At 64.6% G+C, this 15,898-nt stretch carries 10 protein-coding genes; 4 read left to right on the top strand and 6 right to left on the bottom strand.

Annotated elements, in window-relative coordinates; genetic code table 11:
• Positions 1-60: 60 nt before the first annotated feature.
• The 4 genes from ACS13N_RS23955 to ACS13N_RS23940 all read right to left on the bottom strand — a co-directional run bounded on the left by ACS13N_RS23955 (position 61) and on the right by ACS13N_RS23940 (position 7,329).
• Positions 61-1,797 carry an NfrA family protein gene (locus ACS13N_RS23955; protein ID WP_438934084.1) on the bottom strand — a complete coding sequence of 579 codons (1,737 nt, stop codon included), beginning with the start codon at positions 1,795-1,797 and terminating at the stop codon, positions 61-63.
• On the bottom strand, positions 1,794-3,914 hold the full coding sequence (locus tag ACS13N_RS23950; protein WP_438934083.1) for a glycosyl transferase family protein: 2,121 nt from the start codon (positions 3,912-3,914) through the stop codon (positions 1,794-1,796). Before ACS13N_RS23950 ends, ACS13N_RS23955 begins: the two co-directional genes overlap by 4 nt.
• 756 nt (positions 3,915-4,670) lie before the next feature.
• Positions 4,671-6,482 carry a methyl-accepting chemotaxis protein gene (locus ACS13N_RS23945; protein ID WP_438934082.1) on the bottom strand — a complete coding sequence of 604 codons (1,812 nt, stop codon included), beginning with the start codon at positions 6,480-6,482 and terminating at the stop codon, positions 4,671-4,673.
• A 115-nt stretch (positions 6,483-6,597) separates the two neighbouring features.
• Positions 6,598-7,329, bottom strand: coding sequence for a glycine zipper 2TM domain-containing protein (locus ACS13N_RS23940; RefSeq protein WP_438934081.1), 732 nt, complete (start codon positions 7,327-7,329; stop codon positions 6,598-6,600).
• A 250-nt stretch (positions 7,330-7,579) separates the two neighbouring features.
• Here ACS13N_RS23940 and ACS13N_RS23935 point away from each other — a divergent pair, with 250 nt between their 5' ends.
• A complete protein-coding gene (locus ACS13N_RS23935; RefSeq protein ID WP_438934080.1) occupies positions 7,580-8,512 on the top strand; it encodes a 2-hydroxyacid dehydrogenase in 933 nt (310 codons plus the stop codon).
• A 39-nt stretch (positions 8,513-8,551) separates the two neighbouring features.
• On the opposite strand, the gene ACS13N_RS23930 is transcribed toward ACS13N_RS23935, so the two are convergent.
• Positions 8,552-9,796, bottom strand: coding sequence for a branched-chain amino acid ABC transporter substrate-binding protein (locus tag ACS13N_RS23930; RefSeq protein ID WP_438934079.1), 1,245 nt, complete (start codon positions 9,794-9,796; stop codon positions 8,552-8,554).
• A 229-nt stretch (positions 9,797-10,025) separates the two neighbouring features.
• Between ACS13N_RS23930 and ACS13N_RS23925 the strand changes: the two genes are divergently transcribed.
• From ACS13N_RS23925 to ACS13N_RS23915, 3 genes are all read left to right on the top strand, one after another.
• Entirely contained in the window at positions 10,026-10,703 is a 678-nt protein-coding gene (locus ACS13N_RS23925; protein ID WP_438934078.1) for a TetR/AcrR family transcriptional regulator, read from the top strand.
• A gap of 41 nt (positions 10,704-10,744) precedes the next feature.
• The gene (locus tag ACS13N_RS23920; RefSeq protein WP_438934077.1) at positions 10,745-12,190 is read left to right on the top strand and encodes an MFS transporter; all 1,446 of its coding nucleotides are present in this window, start codon (positions 10,745-10,747) and stop codon (positions 12,188-12,190) included.
• An 84-nt stretch (positions 12,191-12,274) separates the two neighbouring features.
• Complete coding sequence (locus ACS13N_RS23915) at positions 12,275-12,709, top strand: HIT family protein (RefSeq protein ID WP_438934076.1); 435 nt, start codon at positions 12,275-12,277, stop codon at positions 12,707-12,709.
• A gap of 9 nt (positions 12,710-12,718) precedes the next feature.
• Here the strand turns inward: ACS13N_RS23915 and ACS13N_RS23910 are convergent, their stop codons facing one another.
• Positions 12,719-15,898, bottom strand: coding sequence for an efflux RND transporter permease subunit (locus ACS13N_RS23910; RefSeq protein ID WP_438934075.1), 3,180 nt, complete (start codon positions 15,896-15,898; stop codon positions 12,719-12,721).

The following is a 15,898-nucleotide window of genomic DNA, read 5'->3' as shown; positions in this document are numbered from 1 at the left end:
TCCTCCTCGTTACCCGTATCCCTCGTTGATCAAAAACGTTTCATCCGTGACACGTTGGTCCTAGAACCACAGGATGGCGCGTGCCACTACGCCCTTCGCTCGGTCGGCGTGGGTCAGTGGCAAGCGGTACTGCACAGTCAGGTCAAGCCAACTGGCCGGGGCGCTGTACTGCGACTCCCGAAACCAGTAACGAAAGTTGATGCCTGGGCCGACACCCAGTGCAAGTTGCCGGTCAGGCGCCTTGTTGTCATGGTCACCAGCCAGCACCACGTGCGGATAGACCGTCAGGTGATCGCTGATCGAATTGAGCATCCAAGTGTGGCCATAGCGCATTTCGGTGCTGACGATCAGGCGGCCCTGGTTGACGAAGTACGCACCCTCGCCATACACCTGCCAGGTCTGCCAGCGTGGTTTGGTGACCTGAAGGTCAAGGCCTTGGTCGGTGGAAAAGCCGATGCGCAGCAGCGTGTCGTTGGTGGTCAGTCGGCCGATGCGAAACAGGCGCTCGGCGGTGAACACAAGATTGAGGTCCTTGATCGGCTTGTAGCGTGCGCCCACCGACCCCTGCGCAGTTGGTAGACCGGTGATGCCGTTGCGGTCATACACGCTGTCGTAGCCGCGCACGAAAAGCTGGAAGATGCTGCCGTCACGATAGCCAATGCCCGGCGGCTGCCAGTACACCTCCGCGCCGCCCTGCGCCGTGCTGACGGTGTTGGGCAAACCGAATGCCGATGTCTGATACGCGCCCGAGAGCACCATGCCGAACGTGCGCTGCATCTGCTCGACTTCGCGCCGGTAACCGAAGCGACGGTCTGCGGGGAGGCGGTCATCACCGTTGCTACCACCATCGCTCTTGGCGTCGGCATCTGCGTGATCAAGACTCTGGCGGAACAAATGGATGGCGGTCGAGTTGTCGCCCAGGCGCTTGGCGGCATAGGCCGCATCGGCGTAGTGGGTCCAGCTGCCCTGGCCGGTGGCAAACCCGCGCTGGAAGGCTGCCAGCGCCGCGCGGTCGTCGCGTGCGCGCAGGTGGCTGTAGGCTTCGTTCAATTCGCGCTGGCCGATCGTGCGCGGGTCGTCAGGTGAAGTGGCTTCGCCCTGTGCCTGGGGTGCCATCGCCTGGGCAAGCAGCGCCTTGGCGTAGCGTTGTTGCGCCGGGTCTTTGGCGTGTTCTTCCGCCAGCGTGGCGGCCTGCGTTGCGCCATCGCGGTCGCCCAGTTGCAAGCGTGATTGCGCAAGGCGCAATTGCACATCGGCATCCGGCTGATCCTGCAGGGGGCTGAGCGCATCCAGCGCCGCCTGCGGATGTTTGGCGGAATACGCGCTGTCCGACCATGCCAGATGCAGGTTGCGCTGTTCCTGCACGGTCCAATCGGTACCTTGCACTGCGTGCGCAAAGTCCTGTTCGGCCGTGGCCGGGTCACTCGCCCTCTGCGCCAGGAACCCGTGCTGCGCATACACGCGCGGTTCATTGGGGTACCTCTGCACCAGTGCATCGGCTTGCGTACGTGCCGCCTCCAACTGGCCCTTGCGCGTGAGTACATCGAGCAGCAGCAGGTTCAGTTGCAGGCTGTCGGACTGCACAGCCAATGCCGCACGCGTGGCTGCCTCGGCATCATCGAGCTTGTTGGCATCGATGGCTCGGTAGGCGCGGTCTGCCCGGAAGTACGCGTCGGGCTGCAGCGGCTGCACGGCCTGCTCCGCCATCGACGCGCCATGACATAGCGCCCACACCGCGGCAGCAATCGGCCACCGCAAACGGCGCGAGATAAAACGGTCTGCTCTCTCGGTTTTCATGCCACACCTCCCGCAACAGATGGATTGGGGCGTACCTCTGGGCCGGGCGCCAGATCCGGCAACACCGGTGTCGGAGGTATCGGGGGGATGGGGGGAGCCTCGGGTGCGAGTGCCGTGCCTGCTGCAACTGCCGGGCCGGCGCCCGTCATGGATTCGACGGCCAGGGTGGCCGAATACGCCGCTGGGCCGAACACGACCGTAGCGCGGCGATTGGGGTCGGCCATCAGTGCCAGCTCGGCCAACATCTCGTGGTCGCATGCCATGAAGCACGCAACCTTGCGGCCGGCCGCACGGGCCAGTTCTTCCAGCGCCTCGCCGTTGGGCAACTCCGACACGGCGATATTGAGCGCGCCGTCCTCGCCAATGGAGAACGGCACCACGTGATGCCGCACAGCCAGATCGCGCGGCAAGCAATCGGCCAGCGCGCCCAGCACAACGTTGGTCAGGCTCACACGCGGCAGGTCAACCTGTTCGGCCAGCGCATCGGCCAGCGTGTCGGCCGTCACCAGCCCTTGCTGGACGAGGATGGTCCCCAGCCGACGGCCGGTCTCCTGCTGTATGGCCAACGCGGTGTCGAGCTGCGCTTGCGTGAGCACCTCCCACTTGAGCAAGGTCTCGCCCAGCATGGAACGCGTACGGCCAAGCGCGTCGTTCGACAGGTAGGTGTGCTGGGTCTTGTCCCACGCGATCGGCTTGCCGGTCAGACAGTAGACCAGAAAGATCTTCCACGCCCGGCACACCGAGAAGAAGTTGATGAAGTTGTTCACCACCAGCCTGGGCAAGCACAGCACGCCCTGCAGCGGACCGTTCAGACGCCCGACAAAGTACATACGCTGTGCCAGCCGGTTGATCAGCAGCGTCGCGTTGATGGCCAGCAGGTTCTGCATCCAAACGGTGCTGACCACGAACGCGCCATCCGGAACCGACGCCCACCCCTTGGCCGTCAGTGCGCCAACGACCAGATAGTTGAGTGACAACACATAGGCCAGGATCGAAAAGAGCGCGGTCAACACACCCTTGCGGTCACGGAAGAACATGTACTTGGTGATGAGGCTGCCCTTCCACCCCATCTGCAGCCAGCCCTGGAACGCGATGCCGAGTACCCAGCGCGCGCGCTGCCGATAGGCGGTACGGAAGGTACTTGGAAAGTACTCACGCGTTGCCAACAATTGCGGCCGCACGCCGCGACGGCGCCCAAGACGCCAGCGCGTACGCGTCTTGCCCTCCGCATCCTCCGCAGGCGCCGCGTTCTCACAGATCGGGAAGTGCACGAAGGCTTCACGCATGCCCAGCTCGCGCAGGCGGAAGCTGAAGTCGTAGTCTTCCGTGAGCGTGCTGGTATTGAAGGGCGAATCCCCGCGCACCTTCATCACGGCTTCAATGGCGCGACGGCTGTAGCACAGTGCCACGCCCGCACCAGGCACCGTGCCGGTCAGCGCCTGGCGCGCCACCAGGTCCTTCTGGTGTGTTTCGGAGAAATCATCCATGTAGGTGCCGGCCACCCACTCGTACCACTTGCGCTCAAGGGAGAGCACCGGCAACTGCACCAGATCCTGGTCGCCGATGAAGTAGTTGAAGTACTTCAGCTCCAGCGGGTGGATCACGTCTTCGCAGTCGTGCACGATCACGCCCACAAAACGGATGCCGTGGCCTGCCTCGTAGCGGGTGATGGTCTGGATGATGGTGTTCAGGCAGTCGGCCTTGCAGGTGGGGCCATCGTGCGTGACCGCCGCCCGCACCACGCGACCCGGGTAACGGCGCACCATGCGCTCCACCTCGGTGGTGGTTTCCGCATCATTGCGGTAGGCCCCGGCAAAGATGACGAAGTGCGCATACTCCATCGTCGCCAAGGTGTTCTCCACCATCTTGGCGATGACGTCGTATTCCTTCCAGGCCGGCACCATGACGGCGAGCCACTGCTCTTCGCGGTCACGCAGCGCCTGCGCCGAGATGGTGACGGGCGTGCGGCCGCGCTGCGGCCAGAGCCACAGCTCCCGCACCCAGTAGAAGGCGTCCAGGAAGAAATCGTCGGCGGTGCTGATGAGGATGACGAGCGTGGTCGCCACCGTCAGCGTGTTGAGCAACGCCAGGTAGATTTCCCATGGCACATCGCTCATGGTCCCTCCCCAAAGCCGGCATACGACCGATGCCTGGCAACGCCCCCGTTTTGCGCTGTGGCGCTCATCACTTTCCCCAAGTTCTTGTCGACCTGCGGCGCAACCGCTTGCGCCGTACATCCGGCGCCATCGCCATGCAAGCGATGACTGCCGATGCGTGGTTCTCTGGCCCGCTCCGCAAGCCTGAACGCGAGGACCGTACCAACCCCCGCCAGGGCGCGCTGTTATGCGGTGTCGCATGCGGCACGGGCTTGCACGCGGATGCCGCTCACGCAGGGTTGTTGCAAGGGTGAACGCGATGCGAGGTTCTAAGCCGCGCTGCAATTGCAGCCACGGCACGCAATACCCGTTGACATGGAACCGCACTCGTCCGGGCAGCCGACAAGCCCGCCCTACAAAAGGCGGAGGCGCTTGGCACCCAGGCGCAGGGTGTTCGGCTGAGGCACGCGCATGCGCAGCCCGGCCGGCATGGCACGGCCCCTTGCGCGCGGGGCTTGGTGTATGGGGGTAGAGGGGAACAAAGCCTTGTGGGAACAGGCTCTACAGGAAGTGGAGCGCCATCGTTGCGATGCGCAGCGAAGACGCACGGCGATCGTGCAGCAGGAGGGGGATTGCATGACCCGATGCGAGCGACCGAGACGGCGGTACCGGCAACAGGGTCCGTGCCTCTCACTCAAATCGGTTACAGCGTTGAAACACAAAGCCGCGCACGAGGCGCGGCTTTGCAAGGGTCATGCGTGTCTGCGCGTCAGGATGTCAGAACTGTTCCCAGTCATCTGCATCGCTGGCGGCAGCGGCAATGGCCAGCTTGCCGGGCTTGGGCTCGATTGCCGCGGCAGGGGTAACTGCCGGAGCGGATGCCGGTTTGGCAGGCGCTGCGGCAGACAACACAGCAGGCTTGCGAGCAACACGCTTGATTGTCGAGGCAGGCTTGCGCACGACAGGTTTGGCAGCAGCAACCGGCGCAGCCGACGGTGCCTTCGAAGCGCTCACCATAGCAGCCGGCACAGCATGCGTGCCAGCCGGCGGCAGGCGGAACGACGCCACCGTCTCACGCAGCACGCCCGCCTGCTCTTCCAGCGATTGCGCAGCGGCCGCAGCCTCTTCCACCAGTGCCGCGTTCTGCTGCGTCACCTCGTCCATCTGCGTGACGGCCTGATTGACCTGCTCGATACCAGCGCTCTGCTCGTCCGACGCGGCGCTGATCTCACCCATGATGTCGGTCACGCGCTTGACGGCCACCACCACTTCGTCGATCACCGCGCCCGCTTCGGTCACCAGCGTCGAACCGTTTTCAACACGGCCAACCGAATCGCTGATGAGTTCCTTGATTTCCTTGGCCGCCGTGGCCGAGCGCTGCGCCAGGCTGCGCACCTCACCCGCCACCACGGCAAAGCCACGGCCTTGCTCGCCAGCACGCGCGGCTTCCACTGCGGCATTGAGCGCCAGGATGTTGGTCTGGAAGGCAATGCCTTCAATCACGCCAATGATGTCGGCAATCTTCTTGCTGCTGTTGTTGATGCCGGACATCGTCTCGATGACGCGGCCCACCACCTCACCGCCCTTGACGGCGATGTCCGATGCGTTGCCCGCAAGCTGGCTGGCCTGACGCGCGTTGTCGGCGTTCTGCTTCACGATGCTGGTCAGCTCTTCCATGCTGGAAGCGGTCTCCTCCAGCGAGGATGCCTGCTCTTCCGTGCGCTGCGAGAGGTCCAGGTTGCCGGCGGCAATCTGCTTGGTCGCGCTGGCGATGGAATCGCTGCCGCCTCGCATCGTCTCGATGGTGCGAATCAAACCACGCTGCATGTCGATCAGGCCGCGGGTGAGCGCACCCATTTCGTCATGGCTGCTCACGGTGATGTGCTCGGTCAGGTTGCCGCGCGAGATCTCACCAAAGTGGCCGAGCATGCGCGACAGCGGCACGGAGATCGCGCGATGCAGGCCAAACGCACAGCCCAGCGCTGCAGCAATGCCCACCACAATGGCGCCGATGATCAGCATCAGAAACGCGTGCGAGCGGGCCACCGCATCGTCGTATCCGGCCTTGGCCTGCTCGGACTGGCTGCGATCCAGCGCATCTGCGGCGGCGGTCAATGCCACCGACAGCGGAGGAATGACGTCCATGACCACTTTGTCGGCTGCAGCCGTATCACGGGCACGCAACGCGTTCATCAGCGGCTCAATGCCATCGCGGAACAGCGCCGCGCGCTTGGCTTCCACATCGGAGGCCAGGCGGGCCTCGTCGGCGCTCATGGGCAGCGCCTTGTACTGCTTCCAGGCGTCGTCCGACTTTGCGCGGTAGCTATTGGCCTTGTCGAGGATCGCCGGCACCTCGGCGGCATCGGGGTGGAAGACCGCACGATCCAGCGTGGTGCGCACGATGGCGGCATGCAATTGCGCCTTGGCCACCAGCGAGGTTGAAGCGAGCTGGTTGCTATAGATCTCTTTGATGGTCGCGTCGGACGCGCGCATGCCGACAACGCCGATGGTGCCAATGGTAGCCAGCAGCACGGCGAGCAGCGCGAGGGCTGCATTGAGTCGGAAACGGATGGAAAGTCGATTGAACATGGGATGTAAAGCGGGCGGCAAAACTAGTTGAGGCCCCCGCTATAACGGCCAGTCCGCGCCATTTCTGAAGTCTGGCGCGGACAGAATCCCGTGGTCGAGCGACTGCAGTAAGTGGCTAGTAAGGCACAGCCATGTTGTTTTCGATGCGGGCGTGGTCGCCCGGGCGCAGGCCGTTCGGGTTGTTTTGCGTGAGCGTCACCATGGAGTTGTCGTTCAGACGCATGGTCACGCGATAGGTCTGCCCCACCACCGTATTGCCTTCCACGGCGTTGCCGGCCATGGCGCCCGCCACCGCGCCGCCGATGGTGGCCACGGTATTGCCGCGTCCGCCACCCACCTGGTGACCGAGCAGGCCGCCCACCACGCCGCCCAGCACCGCGCCCACCCCAGTGGGCTGCCCGCGCACCGGCACCGCGTCAATACGTTCGATCACGCCGTAGCGGTTGTCGGCCGGCGCCTCATAGGCCGGCGCGTTGTTGTTCGGATAGGGGGAGTAATTCGGCTGCGAATAGGCTGGCGCCGGTGCCGGCTGCTGAGACGGATACGGTTGCGGATACGGCTGCGGCGCATTCGGGTCATAGCTGCCGTTGTAGCCGTTGTTATAAGTATTGTCGTATCCGTTGCTGGCATAGCCGTTGGCGTACGGCGTCGTGCTGTAGGTCGTGCTGCCGTAGCTGTTGCCGTATGCGCTGCTGCCTGCCGCATAGCCGGCGCCATAGCCTGCGCCGTAACCGGGGTAGGGCGCCGTGACACAGCCGGCCAGCCCAGCCGCGGCGACAGCCATTGCCGCCACTGCCATCCACCGCCCTGTGCGACCGGCGCGCGCCAGCTTGTTTGTTGCTTGCATGATTGATCCCGTGTGTGGACGAGGCGTCTGGTCCGGCCCGGCGGCCTTCCTACGATCTGCGCCCCTTGCCGCAAAGTCTATGCCGCAGGCCGCACGCCCCGTGCAACCAAACTTCTTCATTGGTAACGGCGTGTAACCTCGTTACGCCAGGGGCTTCCGGCGCACAGGGGTATGGGCGCGCTATGATCGCCCGAGCGCCGTGCACGGCACCTTTTGCTGACAAGACGCGGCCCGCCCTCCTCTCCTCACCATGCAGCCGACGCTTCTGATCCTCATTGCGATGACGCCCAACAACGTGGCGCAGATCGCTCAGCACTTCCACGTCATCCACGCCCCGACCCGGGCAGAACGCGATGCCGCCATCGCCCGTGACGGCCACGCCGTACGCATCGTGCTGACCAACGGCTCGACCGGCCTGACCGGCGCGGAGATCGTCGCCTTACCCAAGCTGGAACTGGCCTGCGCGCTGGGCGCCGGCTACGAGAACATCGACGTGGAAGCCGCCCGGGCGCGCGGCGTGGTGGTGGCCAACGGCGCCGGCACCAACGACGCCTGCGTGGCTGATCACGCCTTCGGCCTGCTGCTGGCCGCGGTGCGTGGTATCCCGAAGCTGGACCGCGCCACGCGCAATGGCGTCTGGCGCGACGACATTCCGCTGCAGCCGGGTGTGTGCAACAAGCGACTGGGCATCGTCGGTCTGGGCACCATCGGCCTACAGATCGCGCGCCGTGCAGCGGGCTTCGACATGCAGATCGGCTATCACAACCGCAAGCCGCGCGACGGCGTGTCGTACCCGTATTTTGGTGCGCTCAAGGACATGGCTGAGTGGGCGGACTTCTTGATCGTTGCCACGCCGGGCGGCGCGCAGACCAAACACCTGGTGAATCAATCCGTTCTGGAAGCGCTGGGGCCGAACGGCTGCGTGGTCAACATTGCGCGCGGCAGCGTAGTGGATACGGCAGCGCTGGAAGCCGCTATCCGCGCAGGCAAGCTGGGCAGTGCGGGGCTGGATGTGTACGAGAGCGAACCGAAGCCGCCGGTGGGCTTGCTGGATCTGGAGCAGGTCGTACTGACGCCGCACATTGCCGGTTGGTCGCCGGAATCGGTGCAGGCTACGGTGGATCGCTTTCTGGAGAACGCCCGCCGGCATCTGGCGGGCGAAGCGGTGGTGTCCCCGGTCTAAGCGCGCCTCGCTTCGACCGGGAACGGGGCCACTACACGATCACGACGTCGGCCGCTTCATCTGGCACGACGTCGGCTGCGCTCCGAGGTGCGGCTCAAGCGTGACGTCGGTACGCCAGCCGTAGCCGGTGTTCTCCTGGTCGTACTTCACCTTCTTGCCGTCGGCCTTCACCCAGGTGGTGACATACAGCGTCTGCTGTGCCTGGTGATCGGTCTTGCGCATCTCGACCGGGCCATTAAGGCTGTCGATCGTCATGCCTTCCATCACCTTGGCCACCTTGGCGGGCTCAGCCGAGCCTGCCGTCTTGACGGCCTTGGACAGGAAGGCCATGCCGGTGTAGACATCGGCGTTGAAGAAGTCGTCGTTGTATTTCTTCTTGAAACCGTCGAGCACGGCGTTGGTTTTCGGATTGCCGTCGTTCGGGGCAAAGTAGCTGATGACCTTTACGCGATCCGCGCCCGACGCGCCCATCGCGGTCGGCACGCCGGTGGTACCGGCGTAGTACGTGTAGAAGTTGGTGCTCAGGCCCGCATCCTTGGCCGCGCGAATCAGCAAGGCCAGATCGCTGCCCCAGTTGCCGGTGATGACCGTATCGGCGCCGGATGCGCGAATCTTGGCCACGTACGGCGAGAAGTCCTTCACTTGCGCCAGCGGATGCAGGTCTTCGCCCACCACTTGAATGTCCGGGCGCTTGCGCTTGAGGTAATCCTTGGCCGCACGCGCCACCTGATGCCCGAACGAGTAGTTCTGGTTGAGCAGGTAGACCTTCTTGATGTTCGGGTCCTTGGCCAGATAAGTGGTCAGGGCCTCCATCTTCATGTCGGAGTTGGCGTCCAGACGGAAGTGCCAGTAGTTGCACTTGCTGTTGGTCATGTCCGGATCGACCGCCGCGTAGTTGAGATAGATGATCTCTTTGCCCGGATTGCGGTCGTTGTACTTGGCGATGGCGTCCTGCAGCGCCATGCCCACACTGGAACCATCGCCCTGTGCAACGTAGCGGATGCCCTGATCGGTGATCTGCTTGAGGATCGTCAGGCTCTCTTGCGGTGAGACCTTGTTGTCGAAACCGACGACTTCAAACTTGGTGCCGTTGCCGCTCCAGTTCTGCTGGTTGGCCAGATCGGCCGCGTATTGCCAGCTGCGCAACTGGTTCTGGCCCAGCGCGCCCATCAGCCCGGACAGCGGATCGATCCAGGCGATCTTGACGGTCTCAGCGTGAACAGTGCTCGCGCAAAATGCGCCCGCGACGGCCGCCGCGCACAGCGCGAGTCGGAATGCCTTCATGCAAATGTCTCCTGATGTCTTATCGTTAGACGCCGTGCAGAAGGCATCGTCGAGCATGGTTCTTGCACAAAACCGCAAACCGAGGCTTACGGTAGCTCGATCCTTCCATACACAAACGTATGTGCATGGTAGGAGTGCGTTTGTTGACATGTCAACCGGAGAAAACCTGGGGCGCTCAGCATGCGCTCAGCGCTGGACAGCGGTGTCAGCGCCGCTAGAATCCGCCTTCATGTCCAAGCCGCACGAGGTGCGCATGCCCTCCCCGCTGATCGACGAACACGACGCCCCCGTCGACGCCGAATCCACCTCCGCCGCCGCGCCGCGCGCCCAGCTCACGCCCAATGACTGGGTGCGCGCGGCCACCGACCTGCTCGTCACCAAGAGCATCGACGCCGTGCGCGTGGACGTGCTCGCCAAACAACTGGAGGTCACGCGCGGCAGCTTCTATTGGCACTTCAAGAACCGCGACGATCTGCTGCATCAGGTGTTGCAGGACTGGAGCGAACGCACACGCGTCGGCCCCAAGCTCGAGCGACAGAACCCATCGGTGCAGGGCTTGGTGCGTGATCTGTTGGCACTGCCGTTTCGCGGCCGCAGCGCGCGCCGCACCGCCATGATCGAGTTCGCCATCCGTGCCTGGGCGCGACGTGACCCGATGGCACAAGAGGCTGTCGAAACCGTCGACGAGCACCGCATGGACTACTACGTCCAGCACTTCCAGGCGATCGGCTTTGCGCGCAAGGATGCCAAGACGCGCGCCTTCATGCTGTATGCCTACCAACTGTCTGAAGCCACGCTGTGGCACCAGGGCAGCAAACCCGACAAGGACGCGCGCCGCCGCTTCTTTGAAGACACCCTGCTGGCCGGCGCGCCGCTCACCGGCTCAAGCGGAGCCGTGCAGGAATAAATCGTGCTGCATCGCGCGCATTCCAGATCGAATGTGCCGCGATGCCCGATTCACCCGCGTTTCAATCCTCTGATCTGCCCAGCCGGCTGGACCGCCTGCCGTGGTGCCGCTTCCATACGCGTGTGGTCATGGCGCTCGGCATCACATGGTTGCTCGACGGGCTGGAGGTCACACTGGCTGGTGCCGTGGCCGGTGCACTCAAGCAAAGCCCGGCGCTACAACTCACCAACGCGCAGGTGGGCATGGCCAGCAGCGCCTACCTTGTCGGCGCGGTGCTGGGCGCGCTGCTGTTCGGCTGGCTGACCGATCGGCTGGGGCGGCGCAAGCTGTTCTTCATCACGCTCGGCGTCTATATCTCGGCCACCGCTGCGACGGCGTTTTCTTGGAGCTTCGCCAGCCTCGTTGTCTTTCGGATGCTCACGGGGGCGGGCATCGGCGGGGAATACGCGGCCATCAATTCGACGATTCAGGAGCTGACACCGGCGCGCGTACGCGGCTGGACAGATCTCGCCATCAACGGCACGTTCTGGGTGGGCGCGGCACTGGGCGCTGGAGCATCGTTGTGGCTGCTGAACCCGGCGCATCTGCCGATCGATACGGGCTGGCGGCTGTGCTTCTTTATCGGGGCAGCGCTGGGGTTGGTGATCCTCGTCATGCGCTTCTGGATTCCTGAGAGCCCGCGCTGGCTGCTCACGCGCGGCCGGCACCCAGAGGCTCAGGCCATCGTCAGCGAAATCGAGAACGCGATCACTGCACAAGGCCATCGCTTCGACGCGGTGCCGCTACCAGCACTGCGTCTGCGCACACGTGCGCATCCAGGCTTGCGGGAAGTTGCACGCGTGCTGCTCGTGCAGCATCGGCAACGCGCGCTGGTGGGCCTCGCGTTGATGGCTGCGCAGGCGTTCTTCTATAACGCGATCTTCTTCACCTATGCGCTGGTGCTGACCGATTTCTACGACGTGCCCGCCACGAAGGTCGGCACCTACCTGCTGCCGTTTGCACTGGGCAACTTTCTCGGGCCACTGTTGCTCGGGCGGCTGTTCGATGTGCTGGGCCGGCGCATGATGATCGCCACCACCTACGCGATCAGTGGCGTGCTGTTGCTCGCCAGCGGTGCGTTGTTCAGGGCGGGGATACTTGACAGCACTACACAGACGCTGGCGTGGACGGTGGTGTTCTTCTTTGCATCGGCGGCCGCCAGCTCGGCCTACCTGACGGTGAGCGAGACCTTTCCGCTAGAGGTGCGCGCGCTGGCCATTGCACTGTTCTATGCCGTGGGCACGGGCCTGGGCGGTGTGGCGGGCCCCGCGCTGTTCGGCTGGCTGATCGACACGCACGCCCGCAGTGCCGTCTTTGCCGGTTACGCACTTGGCGCCGTGCTGATGCTGCTGGCCGCCGCCATACAGGCACGCTGGGGGACCGCCGCCGAGCGCAAACCGCTGGAACAGGTTGCCGCGCCGCTGTCTGCGGATGACAGTGTCGCTTGATCTATGCCAAGGTCACGCCACACGTGCCCCCGCTTGTGGCAGATATACTGCGCGCTGCCCTTTCCTGTTTTGCCGGAGACATCCATGCCTGACGCGACGTACAACGACCAGAACATCTTCGCCAAGATCTTGCGCGGCGAACTGCCCTGCATCAAGGTGTATGAGGACGACCACACCATCGCCTTCATGGACATCATGCCGCAGGCCGACGGCCACGTTCTGGTGCTGCCCAAGGAAGGCGCGTCGGAACTGTTCGACCTGTCGGATGAGGCCGCCTCGGCCGCCATCCGCACCACGCGCAAGCTGGCCCGTGCCGTGCGCGCAGCCTTCACGCCGCCGGGCATCGCCATCTTCCAGCTCAACGGCAGCGCCGCCGGCCAGACCGTGCCGCATGTGCACTTCCACGTGCTGCCGCGCTATAGCGACACCCCGCTGCAACCGCATGCCCGCGTGCAAGCCGATAGCGACAAGCTCAAGGCACACGCCGAGAAGATCATTGCCGCATTGCAGGCCGAGTAAATCCTCCCCCTACGGCGCAGCGGATGGCACGACCGCATCCGCCTGCGCTGCTGCCCCCTCCCGCCCTTCATCACGTCGATAGGCCAGCCGGTACAACACCGGCAGCACCAGTAGCGTCAGCGCCGTCGACGACAGAATCCCGCCGATCACCACGGTCGCCAGCGGTCGCTGCACTTCCGCGCCGGTCCCCGTCGCCAGTGCCATCGGCACAAAGCCCAGCGAAGCCACCAGCGCCGTCATCAGGACGGGGCGCAACCGCGTGAGCGCCCCTTCCCGCACCGCCTGATCGACTGACTGCCCGCCCTCGCGCAGGCTGCGGATGAAGCTCAACATCACCAGCCCGTTGAGCACGGCCACGCCCGACAGCGCGATAAAGCCCACCGCGGCGGAGATCGACAGCGGAATGCCGCGCAATGCCAGCGCCAGGATGCCGCCCGACAACGCAAACGGAATGCCGGAAAACACCAGCAGCCCGTCCTTCAGGTTGCCAAACATCATGAACAGCAGTGTGAGCACCATCGCCAACGCCAGCGGCACCACAATCTGCAGGCGCTCGGTGGCCGACTGCAACTGCTCGAACTGACCGCCCCACGCCATCCAGTAGCCGGTCGGCAAACGCACCTGTGCGTCGAGCACAGCCTGCGCCTCCTCCACGAACGAGGCGATGTCGCGCCCACGCACATTGGCGCTGACGACGATGCGCCGCTTGCCGTCTTCGCGGCTGACTTGGTTGGGGCCGGTCACCTCGTTGAGCGTCGCCACATCCGCCAGCGGCACGTAGCCCTGGCCGTTCGGCAACGCGAGCGGCAGACGGCCGAGCGCGGTCGGGTCGCTGCGCAAGGTTTCCGGCAAGCGCACAACGATGCCGAAGCGGCGGTCACCCTGGAACACCGTGCCAGCGTCCTTGCCACCGATGGCCGCCGATACCGTGTCCTGAATGGCGCCGATGGACAGCCCATAGCGTGCCGCCTTGTCGCGATCGATCTCGACGTTGAGGAATGGCAAGCCGCCCGTCTGTTCGATCTTCACCTCGGCGGCACCGGCCAGCTTGCCAAGCTGGGCTGCCACGATCCGGGCCTGCGCTTCTAGCACAGTCATGTCGTCGCCGAAAAGCTTGACGGCCACGTCACTGCGCACACCCGAGATCAGCTCATTGAAGCGTAGCTGGATCGGCTGCGAGAACTCGTACGCGTTGCCGGGCAGTGCCTCCACCGTGGTGCGAATGTCGGCGAGCAGTTGATCGCGGTTGCGACGCTTGCCGTCTGGGCCGGTGGGCCAGTCCTTCTCCGGTTTGAGCATGATGTAGCCATCGGAGATACTGGGCGGCATCACGTCGGTTGCCACCTCGGCCGTACCGGTGCGGGCAAAGACGCGTTCAATCTCAGGGAATTTCGCCTTGAGCGTGCGCTCAATCTGCATCTGCATGTCGAGCGATTGCGCCAGCCCCGTGCCCGGCACGCGCATCGCCTGGATGGAGAAATCGCCTTCGTTCAGGTTGGGCACGAACTCCGCACCGAGGCGCGTAGCGGCCACCAGCGAAACCGTCACCGTCACCGCCGCAAAGGTCAGCACCACGGCCGGCGCAGCCAGTACGCGTTCAAGCAGCGGCGCATACATGCGGCGCGCCCAGCCCATCAGGCGGTTCTCCTTCTCTGCCACGCGCTCGCCGATGAACAGCGCCACCGCCGCCGGCACAAACGTGATGGACAGGATCATGGCGGCAGCCAGTGCTAGCACCACCGTAATCGCCATCGGGTGGAACATCTTCCCTTCCACACCAGAGAGCGCAAAGATCGGCAGGTACACGACCATGATGATGAGCTGGCCATACAGCAGCGGGCGACGCGCTTCGCGGGCAGCTTCAAACACCTCATCGAAGCGCTCGGCGTGTGTGAGCGGTCGGCCGCGCGCCTCCTGTGCATGCGCCAGGCGCCGCACGCAGTTCTCGACGATCACCACCGCACCGTCGACGATGATGCCGAAGTCCAGCGCGCCCAGGCTCATCAGGTTGGCACTCACCTTGGCAGACACCATGCCGCTGAAGGTCATCAGCATCGACAGCGGAATCACCAGCGCCGTCAGCACCGCCGCGCGCAGGTTGCCGAGGAAGAGGAACAGGACAGCCATGACCAGGATGGCGCCTTCCAGCAGGTTCTTCTTGACCGTGGCGATGGCCTTGTCGACCAGCACCGTGCGGTCATAAACCGATTCCACGCGGATGCCCGCCGGCAGCGTCTTGCGGATCTCCTGCATGCGCTTGTCCACCGCCTGCGATACCGTACGGCTGTTCTCCCCCATCAGCAGAAACGCAGTGCCGAGCACGACTTCGCGCCCGTTGCTCGTCGCGGCGCCTGTACGCAATTCACTGCCGCTTTCGATGGTGGCGACATCGCGCAAGCGCACCGGCGTGCCATTCGGGCTGGCGAGCACGACGTTGCCGATGTCGGCCGCATCGCGCAGCTGACCGGGCGCACGCACGAGGTATTGCTCCCCCTTTCGCTCGATGTAGCCGGCGCCGACGTTGGCGTTGTTGCGCTCCAGCGCGGCCACCACGTCGGCCAGGGTGAGCTTGTACGAAGCCAACCGCTCGGGGCTTGTTGCCACGAGGAATTCCTTGGCAAACCCGCCGATGGTGTTCACTTCCGTCACGCCCGGCACGTTGCGGATCTGCGGGCGGATCACCCAGTCCTGCAGCTCGCGCAGGTCGGCCGGCGTGTAGACGGCGCCGTCTGGCTTGCGCGCATTGGCGTCAGCCTCGACGGTCCAGAGATAGATTTCACCCAGGCCGGTAGAGACGGGGCCCATGCTTGGCGCCATGCCGGCGGGCAGTTGCTCCTTGGCAGCCTGCAGGCGCTCGCTCACCAGCTGGCGCGCGAAGTAGATGTCGGTGCCTTCCTTGAAGATGACGGTGACTTGCGATAGGCCGTAGCGTGACAGCGAGCGCGTCTGCTCCAGCTTTGGCAGCCCGGCCATGGCCGTCTCCAGCGGATAGGTGACGCGCTGCTCGGTCTCCAGCGGCGAGTAGCCCGGTGCCGGCGTGTTGATCTGCACCTGCACGTTGGTGATGTCGGGCACCGCGTCAATGGACAGGCGCGTGTAGCTGTACGCACCGAATGCGGCAGCGGCCAGCACGGCCAGCAGCACCAGCCAGCGTTGCGCGATGACGGTTCGCAGAAGGCGTTCAAACAT

The organism is Ralstonia sp. 24A2 (assembly GCF_051783885.1).
Taxonomy (GTDB): domain Bacteria; phylum Pseudomonadota; class Gammaproteobacteria; order Burkholderiales; family Burkholderiaceae; genus Ralstonia.
Note: the sequence above shows the minus strand (reverse complement) of the source record. Positions and strands in the feature narration are given on the sequence as shown.

What these genes read in the sequence shown, in the direction of transcription:
- ACS13N_RS23950 (WP_438934083.1), bottom strand. Translation starts at nt 3,914, where the DNA reads ATGAGCGATGTGCCATGGGAAATCTACCTGGCGTTGCTCAACACGCTG.
- ACS13N_RS23940 (WP_438934081.1), bottom strand. Translation starts at nt 7,329, where the DNA reads ATGCAAGCAACAAACAAGCTGGCGCGCGCCGGTCGCACAGGGCGGTGG.
- ACS13N_RS23920 (WP_438934077.1), top strand. Translation starts at nt 10,745, where the DNA reads ATGCCCGATTCACCCGCGTTTCAATCCTCTGATCTGCCCAGCCGGCTG.
- ACS13N_RS23910 (WP_438934075.1), bottom strand. Translation starts at nt 15,898, where the DNA reads ATGTTTGAACGCCTTCTGCGAACCGTCATCGCGCAACGCTGGCTGGTG.
- ACS13N_RS23915 (WP_438934076.1), top strand. Translation starts at nt 12,275, where the DNA reads ATGCCTGACGCGACGTACAACGACCAGAACATCTTCGCCAAGATCTTG.
- ACS13N_RS23945 (WP_438934082.1), bottom strand. Translation starts at nt 6,482, where the DNA reads ATGTTCAATCGACTTTCCATCCGTTTCCGACTCAATGCAGCCCTCGCG.
- ACS13N_RS23955 (WP_438934084.1), bottom strand. Translation starts at nt 1,797, where the DNA reads ATGAAAACCGAGAGAGCAGACCGTTTTATCTCGCGCCGTTTGCGGTGG.
- ACS13N_RS23925 (WP_438934078.1), top strand. Translation starts at nt 10,026, where the DNA reads ATGTCCAAGCCGCACGAGGTGCGCATGCCCTCCCCGCTGATCGACGAA.
- ACS13N_RS23935 (WP_438934080.1), top strand. Translation starts at nt 7,580, where the DNA reads ATGCAGCCGACGCTTCTGATCCTCATTGCGATGACGCCCAACAACGTG.
- ACS13N_RS23930 (WP_438934079.1), bottom strand. Translation starts at nt 9,796, where the DNA reads ATGAAGGCATTCCGACTCGCGCTGTGCGCGGCGGCCGTCGCGGGCGCA.